The organism is Cupriavidus sp. 01L415 (assembly GCF_056400065.1).
Genome location: NZ_JBFTSP010000001.1, coordinates 1026204 through 1043799 on the forward strand (window position 1 = coordinate 1026204; position 17596 = coordinate 1043799).

Annotated in this window: 17 protein-coding genes and 1 tRNA gene; 1 reads left to right on the forward strand and 17 read right to left on the reverse strand. The window is 62.5% G+C overall.

Annotation, left to right across the window (positions count from 1 at the left end; genetic code table 11):
• Positions 1-3: 3 nt before the first annotated feature.
• From AC1DOX_RS04745 to AC1DOX_RS04790, 10 genes are all read right to left on the reverse strand, one after another.
• Positions 4-603 carry an NADH-quinone oxidoreductase subunit C gene (locus tag AC1DOX_RS04745; RefSeq protein ID WP_092138835.1) on the reverse strand — a complete coding sequence of 200 codons (600 nt, stop codon included), beginning with the start codon at positions 601-603 and terminating at the stop codon, positions 4-6.
• A 1-nt stretch (position 604) separates the two neighbouring features.
• Positions 605-1087, reverse strand: a complete 483-nt coding sequence (locus AC1DOX_RS04750; protein WP_008643342.1) for a NuoB/complex I 20 kDa subunit family protein — start codon at positions 1085-1087, stop codon at positions 605-607.
• Between the two features lie 6 nt (positions 1088-1093).
• Positions 1094-1453 (reverse strand): NADH-quinone oxidoreductase subunit A, encoded by a 360-nt coding sequence (locus tag AC1DOX_RS04755; protein ID WP_092138837.1) that lies wholly within the window; start codon positions 1451-1453, stop codon positions 1094-1096.
• Positions 1454-1627: 174 nt separating this feature from the next.
• Positions 1628-1712: transfer RNA gene (locus AC1DOX_RS04760), tRNA-Leu, on the reverse strand.
• A gap of 188 nt (positions 1713-1900) precedes the next feature.
• A complete protein-coding gene (gene secG, locus AC1DOX_RS04765) occupies positions 1901-2269 on the reverse strand; it encodes a preprotein translocase subunit SecG (protein ID WP_092138839.1) in 369 nt (122 codons plus the stop codon).
• Between the two features lie 50 nt (positions 2270-2319).
• Positions 2320-3057: a triose-phosphate isomerase gene (tpiA, locus tag AC1DOX_RS04770; RefSeq protein ID WP_441615456.1), complete on the reverse strand. Its 738-nt coding sequence runs from the start codon at positions 3055-3057 to the stop codon at positions 2320-2322.
• 160 nt (positions 3058-3217) lie between these two features.
• The gene (locus AC1DOX_RS04775; RefSeq protein WP_441615458.1) at positions 3218-4222 is read right to left on the reverse strand and encodes an NAD(P)H-quinone oxidoreductase; all 1005 of its coding nucleotides are present in this window, start codon (positions 4220-4222) and stop codon (positions 3218-3220) included.
• Positions 4223-4381: 159 nt separating this feature from the next.
• On the reverse strand, positions 4382-6553 hold the full coding sequence (pnp, locus tag AC1DOX_RS04780; RefSeq protein WP_092138846.1) for a polyribonucleotide nucleotidyltransferase: 2172 nt from the start codon (positions 6551-6553) through the stop codon (positions 4382-4384).
• Between the two features lie 447 nt (positions 6554-7000).
• On the reverse strand, positions 7001-7270 hold the full coding sequence (rpsO, locus tag AC1DOX_RS04785) for a 30S ribosomal protein S15 (RefSeq protein WP_092138848.1): 270 nt from the start codon (positions 7268-7270) through the stop codon (positions 7001-7003).
• A 179-nt stretch (positions 7271-7449) separates the two neighbouring features.
• Positions 7450-8682, reverse strand: coding sequence for a branched-chain amino acid ABC transporter substrate-binding protein (locus tag AC1DOX_RS04790; RefSeq protein WP_441615652.1), 1233 nt, complete (start codon positions 8680-8682; stop codon positions 7450-7452).
• Positions 8683-8963: 281 nt separating this feature from the next.
• On the opposite strand from AC1DOX_RS04790, the gene AC1DOX_RS04795 reads away from it, so the two are divergent.
• Positions 8964-9488 (forward strand): hypothetical protein, encoded by a 525-nt coding sequence (locus AC1DOX_RS04795; protein WP_441615461.1) that lies wholly within the window; start codon positions 8964-8966, stop codon positions 9486-9488.
• A 109-nt stretch (positions 9489-9597) separates the two neighbouring features.
• Here AC1DOX_RS04795 and AC1DOX_RS04800 read toward each other — a convergent pair whose 3' ends face one another.
• The 7 genes from AC1DOX_RS04800 to AC1DOX_RS04830 form a co-directional block, all read right to left on the reverse strand.
• Positions 9598-11139: a 2-isopropylmalate synthase gene (locus tag AC1DOX_RS04800; protein WP_092138852.1), complete on the reverse strand. Its 1542-nt coding sequence runs from the start codon at positions 11137-11139 to the stop codon at positions 9598-9600.
• Positions 11140-11507: 368 nt separating this feature from the next.
• Complete coding sequence (gene lysM, locus AC1DOX_RS04805; protein ID WP_441615463.1) at positions 11508-12008, reverse strand: peptidoglycan-binding protein LysM; 501 nt, start codon at positions 12006-12008, stop codon at positions 11508-11510.
• Positions 12009-12087: 79 nt separating this feature from the next.
• On the reverse strand, positions 12088-12990 hold the full coding sequence (pssA, locus tag AC1DOX_RS04810; RefSeq protein WP_441615465.1) for a CDP-diacylglycerol--serine O-phosphatidyltransferase: 903 nt from the start codon (positions 12988-12990) through the stop codon (positions 12088-12090).
• A 25-nt stretch (positions 12991-13015) separates the two neighbouring features.
• Positions 13016-13669, reverse strand: a complete 654-nt coding sequence (locus AC1DOX_RS04815; RefSeq protein ID WP_441615467.1) for a phosphatidylserine decarboxylase — start codon at positions 13667-13669, stop codon at positions 13016-13018.
• A 264-nt stretch (positions 13670-13933) separates the two neighbouring features.
• A complete protein-coding gene (gene ilvC / locus AC1DOX_RS04820; protein WP_092138860.1) occupies positions 13934-14950 on the reverse strand; it encodes a ketol-acid reductoisomerase in 1017 nt (338 codons plus the stop codon).
• A gap of 131 nt (positions 14951-15081) precedes the next feature.
• The gene (ilvN, locus tag AC1DOX_RS04825; protein WP_008643328.1) at positions 15082-15573 is read right to left on the reverse strand and encodes an acetolactate synthase small subunit; all 492 of its coding nucleotides are present in this window, start codon (positions 15571-15573) and stop codon (positions 15082-15084) included.
• Positions 15574-17337, reverse strand: coding sequence for an acetolactate synthase 3 catalytic subunit (locus AC1DOX_RS04830; protein WP_092138862.1), 1764 nt, complete (start codon positions 17335-17337; stop codon positions 15574-15576).
• Between the last annotated feature and the right edge of the window lie 259 nt (positions 17338-17596).

The window sequence follows — 17596 nt, forward strand, 5'->3', positions numbered from 1 at the left end:
ATCTCAGTGCTGCGTGCCGCCGTAGTTATCCTCGCGAATTACGCGGGGCGTAATCTCGCGCGGCTCGATCGTCACCGGCTGGTAGATGACCCGCTTCTGTTCCGGGTCATAGCGCATCTCGACGAAACCGGAAACCGGGAAGTCCTTGCGGAACGGATGGCCGACGAAACCGTAGTCGGTCAGGAGGCGGCGAAGATCGGGGTGCCCTTCGAACACGATGCCGTAGAAATCGAAAGCTTCACGCTCGAACCAGTTGACCGCGTTCCAGACGTCGATCACGGACGGCAGCACCGGAAAATCGTCATCCGGCGCGAACACACGTACGCGCAGGCGCCAGTTATGCTTCAGCGACAGCAGGTGCGACACCGCTGCGAAGCGCAGGCCGTCCCAGCTACCTTCCGCATAATCGGAATAGTCCACGCCGCAGAGGTCGATCAGCTGTTCGAAATGCAGCGACGGATCGTCGCGCAGCAGGCGGGCGGTTTCGAGATAGTCATCGGCCTTGACGATCAATGTCAGTTCGCCGGTGGCCTCGATCAGGTTCTGCACGCGCTTGCCGAGAACCTTCTCGAGCGCGGCCTTGAGGGTGTCGAGGGTCGCCATGTCAGCCCTTGCGCGCGATGGTGTTGGTACGCTTGATCTTGTTCTGGAGCTGGATCACGCCGTAGATCAGCGCTTCCGCCGTCGGCGGGCAGCCCGGAACATAGATGTCGACCGGCACAATACGGTCGCAACCGCGCACCACCGAGTACGAGTAGTGATAGTAGCCGCCGCCATTGGCGCACGAGCCCATCGAGATCACCCAGCGCGGCTCGGCCATCTGGTCGTAGACCTTGCGCAGCGCGGGCGCCATCTTGTTGCACAGCGTGCCGGCCACGATCATCACGTCCGACTGACGCGGCGACGGGCGGAAAATCACGCCGAAGCGGTCCATGTCGTAGCGCGCGGCGCCAGCATGCATCATTTCCACGGCACAGCAGGCCAGGCCAAACGTCATTGGCCAGAGCGAGCCCGTGCGGGTCCAGTTGATCAGCTTGTCAGCGGTAGTCGTGACAAAGCCTTCGTTGAGAACGCCTTCGATTGCCATTTCACATCACTCCCAATCGAGCGCGCCCTTTTTCCAGATGTAGACGAAGCCCACGATGAATTCCAGCAGAAACACGCCCATGGCGATGAATCCCGGCCATCCCATGTCCTTGAGGGCAACGCCCCAGGGAAACAGGAAAGCAGTTTCGAGATCGAACAGGATAAAGAGGATGGCGATGAGGTAATAGCGCACGTCGAACTTCATGCGCGCGTCCTCGAACGCTTCGAAGCCGCACTCGTAGGGCGACAGCTTCGCAGTATCAGGATTGTTGGGACCGAGTATCCGACCAATGGACATCAGCGCTACACCGAGCACGATGCCAAAGAGGATAAAGATGAGGACGGGGAAGTAGGCTTCGAGTGTCAAGGTACGGCCAGCCTTATCTGGAATGTTGTCAACAGCACCAGCTGAAGCGGCGTCCTGTTGCCCACCCCAAGCGCCATTCCGTCGAAGCTACGGCGCCGCCTTGCGGACTGCCGGAGTCGCGTTCGGGAACATTGGCCAGGGGCATGTGCCACAACGGACTCCGATCAAGTTGTTTGGTGCCGACGGCGAGACTCGAACTCGCACAGCTTTCGCCACTACCCCCTCAAGATAGCGTGTCTACCAATTTCACCACGTCGGCTGGGGGAGAAACAATATTGCCTTGCGCCAGGTTTTTACACCTTCCGCGACCTGCTCAAAGGAGTCTGTCCTTCGTTCAGGCCCCGTCGCTGGGGAATCGTTTCAAGCCTTGCATTCTAACCCATGATCCCGGATTTGTTCAATGCACAACTGCAAATAAACTCAGGAATCAGCGGTATCGCAGGCGGATTATTTCGGAACGGCAGGGGCAGCGGGAGCCGAAGCTGCGGCCGCCGCGGCAGGCGCGGAAGCACCAGCCGGAGCCGGTGCCGGAGCCGACTGTTGCGCGGCGCCCATCACGCCCAGCGATGCGCTCGGCTTGTAGTTGCCCAGCAGCGTCAGACCGAGCGTGCAGACAAAGAACAACGACGCCAGCACAGCCGTGGTACGCGACAGAAAGTTGGCCGAACCGGATGCGCCGAACAGGCTGCCGGAAGCGCCCGAGCCAAACGCGGCGCCTACATCGGCGCCCTTGCCATGCTGCAGCAGGACAAGGCCGATCACGCCGAGTGCGGACAGAACCTGCACGATTACCAACAAAGTCTTGAAGATTGCCATTTGGTTAAATTCGTTTCGAACTTGCCTGATCAGACGATCGGAACCGGCATTCAGGCGTTGCCGATCGCGAGGAAATCATCCGCCTTCAACGAAGCGCCTCCAATCAGGCCCCCGTCGATATCGGACATGGAAAACAGTTCCGTGGCGTTGTCGGGCTTGACGCTGCCACCGTACAAGATGGCCATGCGCTGCGCCACGCCGGCATCCTTTGCCGCCACCTGACCGCGCAGGAATGCGTGCACCGCTTGCGCCTGCGCACTGGTAGCGGTCTTGCCGGTACCGATGGCCCAGACAGGCTCATAGGCCAGAACAATCTGACCAAGCTGTTCGATAGACAACGCGTCCAGAACAGCCTGCAACTGACGACCCACAACCGCTTCGGTCTGCCCCGCCTCGCGCTCGGCCAGCGTCTCGCCGACGCAGACCACCGGAACAATACCGAATTCGAGCGCGCGCAGCGCCTTGGCGGCAACCGTCGCATCCGACTCGCCATGATAGGTGCGGCGCTCCGAGTGACCGACCAGCGCATACGCGCAGCCGAACTCGCCGAGCATCGATGCTGCCACCTCGCCGGTAAAGGCACCACGGGCCTCGGCCGAAACATCCTGGGCACCCCAGGCCACTTGCGCACCGGACAACAGCGTCTGGCACTGGGCAAGATAGGGGAATGGGACACAAACCGCCAGCTTCGCGCGGGACGGCACCGCCTTGATACCCTCCAGCAGTGCCGCGTTGGCGACCAGGCTGCCGTGCATCTTCCAGTTGCCGATGACCAGCTTTTGTCTCACAAGGGCCCCCTTTCGATCAAACCCGCTATTGTAGCGCGGGGTCCGGGGGTCCGCCACAACGGGCGGACATTTGCATACAGCCAGTGGCCCACCACCCACACCCGACGACCGCCAGCAACCACCGGCAACCGCCGGCGATCGCAGCCACGCCTGTTGCGGGTTACCAGGTCAATACGATCTTGCCGATATGCTCGCTCGACTCCATCAGGCGATGAGCGTCCGCAGCCTGAGCGGCCGGAAACACCTGATGAATCACAGGCTTGATCTTGCCGGCGGCCAGCAGCGGCCAGACGTTCTGGTACAGCGCCTGCGCAATGGCACCCTTGAACGATGCCGGACGGGGACGCAGCGTGGAGCCAGTGATCGTGATGCGACGGCGCAGGACGTCACCGAGCGGGATCTCCGCCTTGGCACCACCCAGCAACGCGATGATGACGATGCGGCCGTCATCGGCAATGCACGACAGCTCACGCGCCAAATAGGAACCCGCCACCATGTCGAGGATCACGTCCACGCCACGCCCTTCGGTCAGCGCCTTGACCTCGGCCGCGAATTCCTGGGTCTTGTAGTTGATGGCGCGATCGGCGCCGAGCGATTCGCAGGCCTTGCATTTTTCATCGCTGCCCGCGGTCACAAAGACCTTGAAGCCCATCGCCTTGGCGATCTGGATCGCGGTCGTACCGATGCCGCTCGAGCCACCCTGGATCAGAAGCGTCTCATCGGCGCCGCGAGGGCCCTTGCCGAGCTGGCCGCGGTCGAACACATTGCTCCACACCGTAAAGAAGGTTTCAGGCAATGCCGCAGCCTCGATATCGGTCAGTCCGGCCGGCACTGGCAGGCACTGCGCCACAGGCGCGGTGCACAGTTCCGCGTAGCCGCCGCCCTGCACGAGCGCACAGACACGGTCGCCCACCTTGAGGCCAAAACGGTTGTCCGCATGCGACAAGTCACCGCCGACCACCACGCCAGCCACTTCCAGACCCGGCAGATCGGACGCGCCCGGCGGTACGGGATAGTTGCCGGTGCGCTGGAACACATCAGGACGATTCACGCCGGCAGCCGCCACGCGAATCAGGATCTCTCCCGCCTTCGCCTCGGGGTCCGGGCGCTGCGTTTCCTGCAGGACTTCCGGCGCGCCGTATTCGCGGATCTCGATGGCTTTCATGATGACTCCTCATTAATGTCGTGCATTGCCCGGCGCGCGACACGCGCCGCACGCGATGGAATGTCCGGCAGTGTAAACAAAAAAGCGGCTGGACATCGCCAGCCGCTTTTCGTACTGCGGTACTACCAGATGCACGCCTCGCGGCGTGCAACGTTCAGCTTATTGCTGATCCGTCGAGGTCGGTGCCGCCGGGGCTGCCGGGGCGTCGGCGTGGACGATCGGGCTGATGCTGCCACCCTCTTCGGCCAACGCTGCCTTCAGCGACAGACGCAGACGACCCTTCTCATCGGCCTGGATCAGCTTCACGCGCACGTGCTGGCCTTCCTTCAGCCAGTCCTTGATGTCCTTGACGCGTTCATTGACGATCTCGGAAATATGCAGCAGGCCATCCTTGCCCGGCAGGATGTTCACGATGGCGCCGAAGTCCAGCAGCTTCAGCACGGTACCGTTGTAGATCTTGCCCACTTCGGCTTCCGCGGTGATGCCCTCGATGCGGCGCTTGGCTTCGGCCATGCCATCCGTGGAGGTCGACGCGATCGTGATCGTGCCGTCTTCCTGGATGTCGATGGTCGTGCCGGTTTCCTTGGTCAGCGCCTGGATGGTCGAACCGCCCTTGCCGATGACTTCGCGAATCTTGTCCGGATGAATCTTCATCGTGATCATGCGCGGTGCGTGTGCCGACAGTTCGGTACGCGCGTGGCCCATCGCTTCCTGCATCTTGCCCAGGATGTGGATACGGCCTTCGCGGGCTTGCGCCAGCGCAACCTGCATGATTTCCTTGGTGATGCCCTGGACCTTGATGTCCATTTGCAGCGCGGTGATACCGGAGTCGGTACCCGCCACCTTGAAGTCCATGTCGCCCAGGTGATCTTCGTCACCCAGGATGTCGGTCAGCACGGCAAACTTGTTGCCTTCCAGGATCAGGCCCATGGCCACGCCGGCCACGTGCGCCTTCACCGGAACGCCGGCGTCCATCAGCGCCAGGCAGCCGCCGCAGACGGAAGCCATCGACGACGAGCCGTTCGATTCGGTGATTTCCGACACCAGGCGGATCGTGTACGCAAACTCGTCATCCTTCGGCAGCACCGGGATCAGCGCGCGCTTGGCCAGACGGCCGTGRCCGATYTCRCGACGCTTCGGGCTGCCCACGCGGCCCGTTTCGCCGGTCGCGAACGGGGGCATGTTGTAGTGAAGCATGAAGCGGTCGCGGTATTCGCCGGCCAGTGCGTCGATGATCTGCTCGTCGCTCTTGGTGCCGAGCGTGGCCACCACCAGCGCCTGGGTCTCACCACGCGTGAACAGCGCGGAGCCGTGGGCGCGCGGCAGCACCGACGAACGGATCTCGATCGGGCGCACCGTGCGCGTGTCGCGGCCGTCGATACGCGGCTCGCCGGCCAGGACCTGGCCACGCACGATCTTCGCTTCCAGGTCGAACATGATGTTGCCGACTTCCACCTTGTCGGCTTCGACACCAGCCGCTGCCAAAGCAGCCATCACGTTGGCGGACACGTCCTTCAACTTCTGGCTGCGAGCCGACTTCTGGCGCAGCTGATAGGCTTCCTGCAGCAGGGGCAGCGCAACTTCGGTGACCTTGGCGATCAGCGATTCGTTCTTGGCGGCCGGAGCCCAGTCCCACTCCGGCTTGCCGCCGTCGCGCACCAGGTCGTGGATCGCGTTGATGGCGATCTGCATCTGCTCATGGCCGTAGACGACAGCACCCAGCATCACGTCTTCCGACAGCTGGTTGGCTTCCGATTCCACCATCAGCACGGCACGCTCGGTGCCGGCGACCACGAGGTCCAGGTCCGAGGTGGCGATCTGCGAGCGGGTCGGGTTCAGCAGGTACTGACCATCCTTGTAGCCAACTCGCGCAGCGCCCACCGGGCCGCTGAACGGGATACCCGACACGGCCAGCGCGGCGGACGCGCCGATCAGCGCGGGAATGTCGGCCGGCACTTCCGGATTGATCGACAGCACGTGCACCACCACCTGGACTTCGTTGTAGAAGCCTTCCGGGAAGAGCGGACGCAGCGGACGGTCGATCAGGCGCGAGGTCAGCGTCTCGTTTTCCGACGGACGGCCTTCACGCTTGAAGAAGCCACCGGGGATCTTGCCGGCGGCGTAGGTTTTTTCGATGTAGTCGACGGTCAGCGGGAAGAAATCCTGGCCCGGCTTCGGGTTCTTGGCGGCCACCACGGTGGCCAGCACCACGGTGTCTTCCACGTCGACGATCACGGCACCACCCGCCTGGCGGGCGACTTCGCCGGTTTCCATGCGGACCGTGTGCTGGCCCCATTGGAATTCCTTGACGATCTTGTTGAACATGGTCATGAGCGTTCCTTGATTCATGCATGCAGGCCGCATACACATGCGGCCTTGCCACGCCTGCGCTCGCAGCGGCAGGCGAACTGCCGGATTTGTCCCGGTCCGCAGTCTCAGGGAAGTGCTATGCCATTCCATCGCGCCACCGTCAGAGTAACGATGCAGCACGCGATGGAATGACACAAAACCCCGGTTCCTTGGCCGGCTCCGGTGTCACAGAGCGATAAAGAGCGAGGTAAATTACTCCGTTACACGTCGTGGCGCAACGGGCGTCAGGGCGGAGTCGCCCGGACAGCATAGTGAAGCAAACATCACAATCAACAATGATCCGGCGCGGGAAACATCGGATCAGAAAAGCAAAATGCCTGCCTCAGCAATGCTGACGCAGGCATCGTGGCCTCACGGGAAATCGCGCAGAAACAGCTTGTGCAGGATTCGTGCTGCCATCCGCAGACCTTACTTGCGCAGGCCCAGCTTTTCGATCAGGGCGCGGTAACGGTCAGCGTCGCTGGCCTTGAGGTAGTCCAGCAGGCGACGACGACGGCTCACCATGCGCAGCAGACCGCGGCGGCTGTGGTGATCCTTCATGTTGGCCTTGAAGTGCGGGGTCAGTTCGTTGATGCGGGTGGTCAGCAGGGCGACCTGGACTTCGGGGCTACCCGTGTCATTGGTGCCGCGGGCGAACTGCTTGATAACTTCCGACTTGTTGATATCGGCAACTGCCATGATGATTTCCTTTCACTTGCGAACGCTGCAGCACGGGATGCGCCACCTGCGTCGTGCCTGTATGGATAAGGCATCCGCCGCCCTGGCCCGAGTGGTCCATGGACGACAGCCGCGCATTATAGCCGAAATCGCCCCCGCGGCGAACCCTGCCCGGCCGCGGCGGACGGAATTCCGCCGGATCAGCTCTGCGGGCGCTCCATCCGGCACGTAGTGGGCAGCGTGGTCTGCGCGGCCTTGAGTTTCCTGACCGTGCGGAAGCCGTAGCCGGAGCCTTCGTTGTCGAAACGGACGTCCCCGCCCTGCTTCGCCATCACCGACACATAGAGCGGCTGCAGGACCTGATGGTCCTCCGCGCGCACGGTGGCCTCGTGGAAGGCATTGGTGTAACGCATGTTCTCCAGCGCCTGCGCCACCTTGACGGCGTCGGTGGATCCGGTCTGCTCGATCGCACGCACCAGCATCTCCACCATCATCTGCATGCGCAGGTGGACGTAGTCATCCCGCGGCTCGGGGTACCGGGCACGGAACGACTGGTAGAACGCATCCGAGGCAGCGCCTCCCACATTCGGATGCCATTCGGCCACGGCCAGCACACGGCCCACGCCGGCATCGCCCATGGCTGCCGGCGCGCCCAGGCCATTGCCATAGAACGTATAGAAGCGCGCATTGAGCCCGCCTTCGCGCGCGGCCTTGACCATCAGCGTCAGGTCATTGCCCCAGTTGCCGGTAACTACCGCATCGGCACCGCTTGCCTTGATCTTGGCAATGTACGGCGCGAAATCCTTGATCTTGCCGACTGGATGAAACTCGTCGCCCACGATCTGGATATCCGGCCGCTTGGCAGCCAGCATTTCACGCGCGGTTTTCGATACCTGATGGCCAAAGCTGTAATCCTGGGCGATCAGGTAGATCTTGCGCACGCCATGCTCGGCTCGGATGGCCTCTGTCAGGGCCTGCATGCGCATGTCCGAGCTGGCATCGAAGCGGAAATGCCAGAAGCTGCAGTTCTCGTTGGTCAGCGCCGGATCAACGGCCGAGTAATTCAGGAACAGTACGCGCGCATCGGGCTGGCGCACATTGTTACGGTTGATGGCCGCCACAAGTGCACCGGCCACCGCGGAGCTGTTGCCCTGCAGCACAAACGGAATACGCTTGTCGATCAGGCTGCGGAACTGGATCAGACTTTCGTCGACGTTGCCCTTGCTGTCGAAAGTCACCAGTTCCAGCGGACGCTGGCCATCGACGGTCTTCACGCCGCCGCGCGCATTGACGCGATCAATCGCGATGCGCAGGTTGCGCACCACTGCCTCACCCGCATTGGCAAAGGGGCCAGACAGACCCTCGATCATGCCCAGGCGGATCGGCGCACCGGCAGGGCCCTGTGCCTGGGCGACGGCGGCCATGCCGAGCATGCCCGCAGCCAGCCATGCCGTCAGCCCGGCGCGCAACACGCGCCTTCCAAATCCAGACATCGATCCCTCCCATTCCACTGCCTGCGGCGAAGGGGTGGATGGTAAGGCAGATGGACTGGCGCCGGCAATCGATGCGACGCTGTCACCGTTAGCCGCAGATCAACGCAGCTAGCGCGGTGATATCGGAAGAAATCCCGGAAAGCTGCGCACAACTCACACCCCGCTGCGCTGGCCGCTACACTTCGGCTATTCCTACCCAAACCGCTCCATCAGACATCGTCATGACATCCCTACTGCCACGTGCCGGCCGCTGGCTGGCTGCCAGCCTGGCCATCGCTACCCTCGCCGCATGTACCGCGCTGGCGCCGGTCAATACCGGCCTAAAGCTCGTCGGCCAGCCGCAAAGCGCCGTGGAAGCTACATTCGGCAGGCCAACCGATGCCTACCGGCTCGACGACGGCACCACGCGCTGGTTCTACTCCAAGCAACCGATGGGCGAGCAATCCTATGCGGCCGACTTTGACCGGAATGGCAACCTGACAAATTTCCGCCAGATGTTGACCACGCTTGAGCTCTACAAGGCCAAGGTCAACGTCTGGACGAAGAAGGACGTCCTCGAACATTTTGGCGCGCCGCGCGAACCTAACCAGTACTACCCGTTGATGAGGCGCGAGGTCTGGACCTACCGCTTCCTGCATGAGGACCAGTGGTACTCGATGTTCAACTTCTACTTTGACGACGGTGGCGTGTTGCGCCAGACGCAGATCACCCCCGACCCACTGCGCGACCGCCCCGATCCGCGCTAACGGCACGCCTCAAATGCATTCCGCCCGCCGCCACGGGATACGCGGCTGGCGGGCGGTTTCTGGCGGCCGGGCCTTGTGAGCCCGCCGCCGGCATCGCGCAAATCAGGGATCAGATCTGCGGATTGATCTTTTGCACGGCCTTGTCGTGCAGCTTGTTCAGTGCGGCTAGATAAGCCTTGGCCGAAGCGGCCACGATATCCGGATCGGTACCCACACCGTTCACGATGCGTCCTGCCTTCGACAAACGCACCGTCACCTCGCCCTGCGCCTGCGTACCGGCGGTGATCGCATTGACCGAGTACAGCACCAGTTCGGCGCCGCTGCTGACCTTGCCTTCGATGGCATGCAGCGTGGCATCCACCGGGCCATTGCCCTCGCCTTCGCCGGTCAGTTCCTGGCCATCGACATTGAACACCACGCGAGCATGCGGACGCTCGCCGGTTTCCGAGTGCTGCGACAAAGAGATGAACCGGTAGTGCTCGTTTGCGGCGTCGTGTGCCTCATCGGAGACGATGGCCATGATGTCTTCATCGAAGATCTCGGCCTTCTGGTCAGCCAGCTCCTTGAAGCGGCCGAACGCGGCGTTGACTTCGCTCTCGCTCTCCAGTTCGATCCCCAGCTCCTGCAGGCGCTGCTTGAAGGCGTTGCGGCCCGAGAGCTTGCCCAGCACGATCTTGTTGGCCGACCAGCCCACGTCCTCCGCGCGCATGATCTCGTAGGTATCGCGGGCCTTGAGCACGCCATCCTGGTGAATGCCGGACGCATGGGCAAACGCATTGGCGCCGACCACGGCCTTGTTCGGCTGCACAACGAAACCGGTGATCTGCGAAACCAGCTTCGACGCCGGCACGATCTGTGTCGTGTCGATGCCCACATCCATGTCGAAGTAGTCACGGCGCGTCTTCACGGCCATCACAACTTCTTCCAGGCTGGTGTTGCCCGCGCGCTCACCCAGACCGTTGATCGTGCATTCGATCTGGCGTGCGCCGCCCAGCTTCACGGCGGCCAGCGAATTGGCCACGGCCATGCCCAGATCGTTATGGCAGTGGACGGACCAGATGGCCTTGTCCGAGTTGGGAATGCGCTCGCGCACCGTGCGGATCAGATCGGCATAGCCTTCCGGCACGGCATAGCCGACCGTATCCGGCAAGTTGATCGTGGTGGCGCCCTCGGCGATCACGCCTTCCAGCACACGGCACAGGAAATCCATGTCGGAGCGGCTGCCGTCTTCCGGCGAGAACTCGATGTCATCCGTGAACTGGCGGGCAAAGCGCACGGCCAGGCGGGCCTGTTCGTACACCTGGTCCGGCGTCATGCGCAGCTTCTTTTCCATGTGCAGCGCCGATGTGGCGATGAACGTGTGGATACGGAACGAGTTGGCCGGCTTGAGCGCCTCGGCGGCACGTGCGATGTCCTTGTCGTTGGCGCGGGCGAGCGAGCAGATGGTCGAGTCCTTCACCACCTGGGCGATCGAGCGGATGGCCTCGAAATCGCCATTGGAGCTGGCGGCAAAGCCGGCCTCGATCACATCGACCTTCAGGCGTTCCAGCTGGCGCGCGATGCGGATCTTTTCCTCGCGGGTCATGGACGCGCCGGGCGATTGTTCGCCGTCACGCAAGGTGGTGTCGAAAATGATGAGTTTGTCAGACATTTGTGGAGCTCCTGGCTGTGCCTTGTAATGTGCAGTGCTGTCCCGTCCGTCCTGCCGCCGGGGCTTGCCGTTTGATCCTGGGGACCTTCCGGCGAGGCGAATGCAAAACGCCCCGGCGTGCATGGATGCAGGCCGGGGCGTTGGAAAATTCCTCTTGATTCCGCGCTAAGGCGATATCGTCCTCAGCGCACGCGCGTCCCGACCTGATGGCCTAGTAGGCCACCTAGGGTGGTGCGGGCGATTAGGGACTGGCGCGAAATCATGTTGGCGACTATATCCGGTTTGGCGCGTGCGTGCAACACAGGCGCAGGCAAGTCACGCGTCGGCGCTGCCAGCCCCTGTGTTGCCTTATATGCCTCGCCTCGACCTTACTTCGGCGGAATCCGCAGCTTCTGCCCCGGATAGATCTTGTCCGGGTGCGTCAGCATCGGCTTGTTCGCCTCGAAGATCTTGTTGTACTCGGCGCCGTTGCCATAGGCGGCCTGAGAAATCGCCCAAAGTGTGTCGCCCTTCACCACGGTGTGCCATTGCGATTCGATCGATTCCACGTTGACGGACATCTTGTCCTCGACCGCTTCCACGCCCTCGACATTGCCACAGCAGAGGATGATCTTTTCTTTCGTCGCCTGGTCCGGTGCCACGCCGAAGACCGTGACCTTGCCTTGCGATCCATCCACCTGAACCATCAGTCCAGTGGCATCCAGACCCATCTGCTTCACGTAGGCCTCGATCGCATCGCCCGCGGCGCGATTGGCGGCATCCACCTTCTCGGCCGATGCGTCGGCGGCAGCGGCCTCCTGCGCGGCCTTGGCCTCGCCCTTGCCGAACAGTTTTTCCCCCGCTTCCTTGATGAAGTCGAACATGCCCATGACATCCTCCTGACGGTAAGTGGAACGTACTGCTAGAAAAAACAAAGGGCGCCACGGAGCGCCCTTCTGCCATGCAAGATCAGTTGCCGTTGCCGCCGGCGCCCGACCCGTTCGCGCGAGCCTTGCGCACCCCGCCCGGCTCGCCGTGCAGCGCACGCCAGGCCCACAGCAGGTAGCCCGAGATGGCATACGCGACGAACAGGCCAAACAGTGCAACCGGCGGATCAGTGGAAACCACCACGAACAGCACCAGCACCAGCACCATCATGCCGAACGGCACGCGGTACCGGACGTCCAGTGCCTTGCCGCTGTAGAACGGCGCATTGGACACCATCGACAACCCCGCATACAAGGTGATCGCAAACGCGGCCCACGGCATCCACAACTCCTTGACCGGCAGCTTGTTGTCAATGGCCAGCCAGACGAAACCCGCCACCAGCGCGGCCGCGGCCGGGCTCGGCAGCCCCTGGAAGAAGCGCTTGTCCACCACGCCGATGTTCGCGTTGAAGCGCGCCAGTCGCAGCGCGGCGCAGGTGCAGTAGACAAAGGCGGCGATCCAGCCCCACTTGCCCAGGTCGTGCAGGATCCATTCGTACATCACCAGCGCGGGCGCCACGCCGAACGAGGTCATGTCCGAGAGCGAATCATATTGTTCGCCAAATGCGCTTTGCGTATTGGTGATGCGTGCCACGCGACCGTCCATGCCGTCGAGCACCATCGCTGCGAAGATGGCGATGGCGGCGGCATCGAAGCGCATGTTCATCGCCTGGACGATCGCGAAGAAACCGGCGAAGAGCGCTGCCGTAGTGAACGCGTTGGGCAGCAGGTAGATCCCGCGCCGGCGCGGACGCACGTACTCGATGTCGTGCTCGTCCGCTTCGTCGAAGCCAGACTCGTTGCGCAACTGGTTGTGGCGGAACGGACGCAGATGCGTCACGTTGCCGTTGCTGACACGCTTGTTGCGTCGATTGAAGGCACCCATGCCAGAGTCTCCTGTCGCAGGTGACTTACGATTGAACGTCAAGTTCGGCGAGCACGGTCGACGATGCCGACACCTTCTCGCCGATCGTCACGCGCGGGCGGGCGTCCACAGGCAGGTACACGTCCACACGCGAGCCGAAGCGGATGAAGCCGTAGCGCTGGCCGCGCGACAGCGTGTCACCCACCTTGGTGTAGCACAGGATGCGGCGAGCCACCAAACCGGCCACCTGCACCAGCGTCACCAGCTGTCCGTCCTGGGCGCGGCGGATCACCACCGCATTGCGTTCGTTTTCGAGCGATGCCTTGTCCAGGTCGGCGTTGACGAACTTGCCCGGGAAGTATTCAAGCTTCTCCACCTTGCCGTCTACCGAAGCGCGGTTCGAATGCACGTTGAACACGTTCATGAACACGCTGATCTTCAGCGCCTCGCGCCCGGCGTGCGGGTCCTGCGTCTTCTCGACCACAACGATCCGGCCGTCGGCGGGCGCCAGCACGGCGTTGGGCGCGGACGGAATCGGCCGGGGCGGGTCACGGAAGAACTGGAGCACGAAGATCGTGATGATCCACAGCGGCAGCGCCCACCAGAAGCCCGCGCTGACATGCACCAGCAGCGAGATTACAAATGCGCCGACCAGGAACGGCCAGCCTTCACGGGCGATCAGCGGATGAGGATAGTTCATGCAAGACTTGGAATGTGGTTCAGGTAATAACAATACGCCATGACGAGCCGACGCCGCGGGTGGCCGCGTCGCCCTCAGCTCTCATCGTATCGCCGCGAAATAAGAAGGATTCGGGCCTGCGCCCGAAAAAGCCCGACAAGGATAACAAAAAGCCGTCCAGCCTTCGCCAAAATGCCCCCTGCAACACAGGAGACCGGCGAAATGCTGGACGGCTGCAGGCATCCGGCCCCGAAAGGCCGGGCGCCCTGCCCGCTGGCAATCAGCTTAGTTCTTCGACTGGTCGACCAGCTTGTTCTTCGCAATCCACGGCATCATCGCGCGCAGCTTGGTACCCACTTCTTCGATCTGGTGCTCGGCGGTCAGGCGACGGCGCGAGATCAGGGTCGGAGCGCCGGCCTTGTTTTCCAGCAGGAAGCTCTTGGCGTACTCGCCGGTCTGGATGTCCGTCAGGCACTGCTTCATCGCCTTCTTGGTCTCTTCGGTCACGACGCGCGGGCCGGTGACGTATTCGCCATATTCGGCGTTGTTCGAGATCGAGTAGTTCATGTTGGCGATGCCGCCTTCGTAGATCAGGTCCACGATCAGCTTCAGCTCGTGCAGGCACTCGAAGTACGCCATTTCCGGCGCGTAGCCGGCTTCCACCAGCGTTTCGAAGCCAGCCTTGATCAGTTCCACGGTGCCGCCGCACAGCACGGCCTGTTCACCGAACAGGTCGGTTTCGGTTTCTTCGCGGAAGTTGGTCTCGATGATGCCGGCGCGGCCGCCGCCGTTGGCGGTGGCGTACGACAGGGCGATGTCACGGGCGGCGCCGGACTTGTTCTGGTGCACGGCGATCAGGTGGGGCACGCCGCCGCCTTGCGAGTACGTCGAACGCACCGTGTGGCCCGGGGCCTTCGGGGCGATCATGATCACGTCCAGGTCAGCGCGCGGAATCACGGCGCCGTAGTGCACGTTGAAGCCGTGGGCGAAGGCCAGGGCAGCGCCTTCCTTGATGTTGTCGTGCACTTCATTCTTGTACACGTCGGCGATCTGCTCGTCCGGCAGCAGGATCATGACCACGTCGGCGTTCTTGACGGCCTCGGCCACTTCCTTCACCTGCAGGCCGGCGTTGACGGCCTTGTTCCACGACGCGCCGCTCTTACGCAGACCGACCGTCACGTTCACACCCGAATCCTTCAGGTTCAGCGCGTGAGCGTGGCCTTGCGAGCCGTAGCCGATGATGGTGACGTTCTTGCCTTTGATGAGGGAGAGGTCGGCGTCCTTGTCGTAAAACACTTTCATGATATTTCCTTCAATTTCTTAAATCTGCGTATAAGGGGTGGCAGCGTGGCGCGGTGCGTTGTATCGGATTCTCGCGTCGCGCCGCCGGGGATACTGCGGTCGGCTTTTGGCCGTGCTGCCGGGGGCGCCGGTCAGACCTTCAGGATGCGTTCGCCGCGGCCGATACCGGAGCCGCCCGTACGGACGGTTTCCAGGATCGCGGTGCGGTCGATGGCATCAAGGAACGCATCCAGCTTGCCACCGTTGCCGGTCAGCTCGATGGTGTACGTCTTCTCGGTCACATCGATGATGCGGCCACGGAAGATGTCGGCGGTGCGCTTCATTTCCTCGCGCTCCTTGCCAACCGCGCGCACCTTCACGAGCATCAGCTCACGCTCGATGTGCGCACCTTCGGTCAGGTCGACCACCTTGACCACCTCCACCAGGCGGTTCAGGTGCTTGGTGATCTGCTCGATCACGTCGTCCGAACCGGTGGTAACGATGGTCATCCGCGACAGCGACGCGTCTTCGGTGGGAGCCACCGTGAGCGTCTCGATGTTGTATCCGCGTGCCGAGAAAAGGCCCACCACGCGCGACAGCGCGCCCGGTTCGTTTTCCAGCAGGACCGAAATGATGTGTCGCATTTACAGGTCCTCCGCGCCGAGCAGCATTTCGGAGATCCCCTTGCCGGCCTGGACCATCGGCCACACGTTCTCGGTGGGGTCGGTCTGGAAGTCCAGGAACACAGTACGATCCTTGAGTCGGAAAGCCTCACGCAACGCAGGTTCCACGTCGGAGGTCTTCTCCACGCGCATGCCCACGTGCCCGAAGGCCTCGGCAAGTTTGACGAAGTCAGGCAGCGCGGTCATGTAGGAATGCGAGTAGCGGTTGTCGTACTCGATTTCCTGCCACTGGCGCACCATGCCCAGGTAGCCGTTGTTCAGCGAGCAGATCTTGATCGGAGTGTCGTACTGCAGGCAGGTCGACAGTTCCTGGATGCACATCTGGATCGAGCCCTCACCCGTGATGGTGACGACTTCCTTGTCCGGGAATGCCTTCTTGATGCCCATTGCGTACGGCAGGCCCACGCCCATCGTGCCCAGGCCGCCGGAGTTGATCCAGCGGCGCGGCTCGTCGAACTTGTAGAACTGCGCGGCCCACATCTGGTGCTGACCGACGTCGGAGCAAATATAGGCGTCGCCCTTGGTCAGTTCCCAGATCTTTTCCACCACGTATTGCGGTTTGATGATCTCGGAGCTGCGGTCGTACTTCAGGCAATCCACCGAACGCCATTGCTCGATCTGGTCCCACCACTTGGCCAGCGCCTCGCGCTTCGGCTTGACGTCGCTGGCCTGAAGCTGGGCGATCAGCTCCTGCAGCACGTCCTTGACGTTGCCGACGATCGGAATGTCCACCTTTACACGCTTCGAGATCGACGACGGGTCAATATCGATATGGATGATCTTGCGCGCCTGGGCAGTGAAGTGCGCCGGATTGCCGATGACGCGGTCGTCAAACCGCGCACCGATGGCGATCAGCACGTCGCAGTTCTGCATGGCCATGTTGGCCTCATACGTGCCGTGCATGCCGAGCATGCCGACGAACTGCTTGCTGGTACCCGGGAACGCGCCCAGGCCCATCAGCGTGTTGGTCACCGGGTGGCCCGTGATCGCAGCCAGCTGACGCAGTTCGTCGCTGGCATTGGCCAGCACCACGCCGCCGCCGGAGTAGATGAATGGCCGTTCCGCGCCCTGCAGCAGGGCCACGGCCTTGCGGATCTGGCCCGAGTGTCCCTTGTTCACCGGGTTGTACGAGCGCATGTCGATCGACTTCGGATACTCGTACTTGCAGGAATTGCGGGAAACGTCCTTCGGAATGTCCACGACCACGGGGCCCGGACGGCCGGTGGCAGCAATGAAGAAGGCCTTTTTGATGGTCGCCGCCAGGTCGCGCACGTCCTTCACGAGGAAGTTGTGCTTGACGATCGGACGGGTGATACCCACCGTATCGCACTCCTGGAAGGCGTCCTGGCCAATGGCGTGGGTCGGCACGTTGCCGGTGATCACCACCATCGGGATCGAGTCCAGGTAGGCCGTGGCGATACCGGTCACGGCATTGGTCACGCCAGGACCCGAAGTCACCAGGGCGACGCCCACCTTGCCGGTCGCACGTGCATAGCCGTCTGCGGCATGGACCGCGGCCTGCTCGTGGCGCACCAGGATGTGCTCGAACTTCTTTTGCTTGTGGAGCTCGTCATAGATATACAGCACCGCGCCGCCGGGGTAGCCCCAGACGAATTCGACGCCTTCTTCGGCGAGTGCGTGAACGAGAATTTCCGCGCCGATCATTTCGGGTGCGGCAGATGAATTGCTGTCTGCGTGGGAGAATTCCGCGCTGGGCATGTTCATTTCAGTCCTTTGCAATTTTCGGCAAAAAATTGTTTGGATGCTCTCTGCCGGGCTTGTGGCTCGGGTTCAAGCGGTGCGCGTCTGCATGAGGAGACCGCCTCATAAGCGGTCTGATGAGACAACCACTGATGTCGTGTGAACCGTCGATGATACTGCAATGCACCAGCGCGGTCTACGGTCCCTCCGCGCTTTTTGCGAGGCGCGCACCGACCCGGCGCATCCGGCACCGGAACCCCCGACGCGGACGCACGCCGCAGTC

Bases quoted from the DNA above. Each gene is read 5' to 3' on its own strand.
- AC1DOX_RS04745 (WP_092138835.1), bottom strand. From the start codon at position 603: ATGGCGACCCTCGACACCCTCAAGGCCGCGCTCGAGAAGGTTCTCGGC.
- AC1DOX_RS04750 (WP_008643342.1), bottom strand. From the start codon at position 1,087: ATGGCAATCGAAGGCGTTCTCAACGAAGGCTTTGTCACGACTACCGCT.
- secG (WP_092138839.1), bottom strand. From the start codon at position 2,269: ATGGCAATCTTCAAGACTTTGTTGGTAATCGTGCAGGTTCTGTCCGCA.
- AC1DOX_RS04775 (WP_441615458.1), bottom strand. From the start codon at position 4,222: ATGAAAGCCATCGAGATCCGCGAATACGGCGCGCCGGAAGTCCTGCAG.
- rpsO (WP_092138848.1), bottom strand. From the start codon at position 7,270: ATGGCAGTTGCCGATATCAACAAGTCGGAAGTTATCAAGCAGTTCGCC.
- AC1DOX_RS04790 (WP_441615652.1), bottom strand. From the start codon at position 8,682: ATGCTCGGCATGGCCGCCGTCGCCCAGGCACAGGGCCCTGCCGGTGCG.
- AC1DOX_RS04795 (WP_441615461.1), top strand. From the start codon at position 8,964: ATGACATCCCTACTGCCACGTGCCGGCCGCTGGCTGGCTGCCAGCCTG.
- AC1DOX_RS04800 (WP_092138852.1), bottom strand. From the start codon at position 11,139: ATGTCTGACAAACTCATCATTTTCGACACCACCTTGCGTGACGGCGAA.
- lysM (WP_441615463.1), bottom strand. From the start codon at position 12,008: ATGGGCATGTTCGACTTCATCAAGGAAGCGGGGGAAAAACTGTTCGGC.
- pssA (WP_441615465.1), bottom strand. From the start codon at position 12,990: ATGGGTGCCTTCAATCGACGCAACAAGCGTGTCAGCAACGGCAACGTG.
- AC1DOX_RS04815 (WP_441615467.1), bottom strand. From the start codon at position 13,669: ATGAACTATCCTCATCCGCTGATCGCCCGTGAAGGCTGGCCGTTCCTG.
- ilvC (WP_092138860.1), bottom strand. From the start codon at position 14,950: ATGAAAGTGTTTTACGACAAGGACGCCGACCTCTCCCTCATCAAAGGC.
- ilvN (WP_008643328.1), bottom strand. From the start codon at position 15,573: ATGCGACACATCATTTCGGTCCTGCTGGAAAACGAACCGGGCGCGCTG.
- AC1DOX_RS04830 (WP_092138862.1), bottom strand. From the start codon at position 17,337: ATGAACATGCCCAGCGCGGAATTCTCCCACGCAGACAGCAATTCATCT.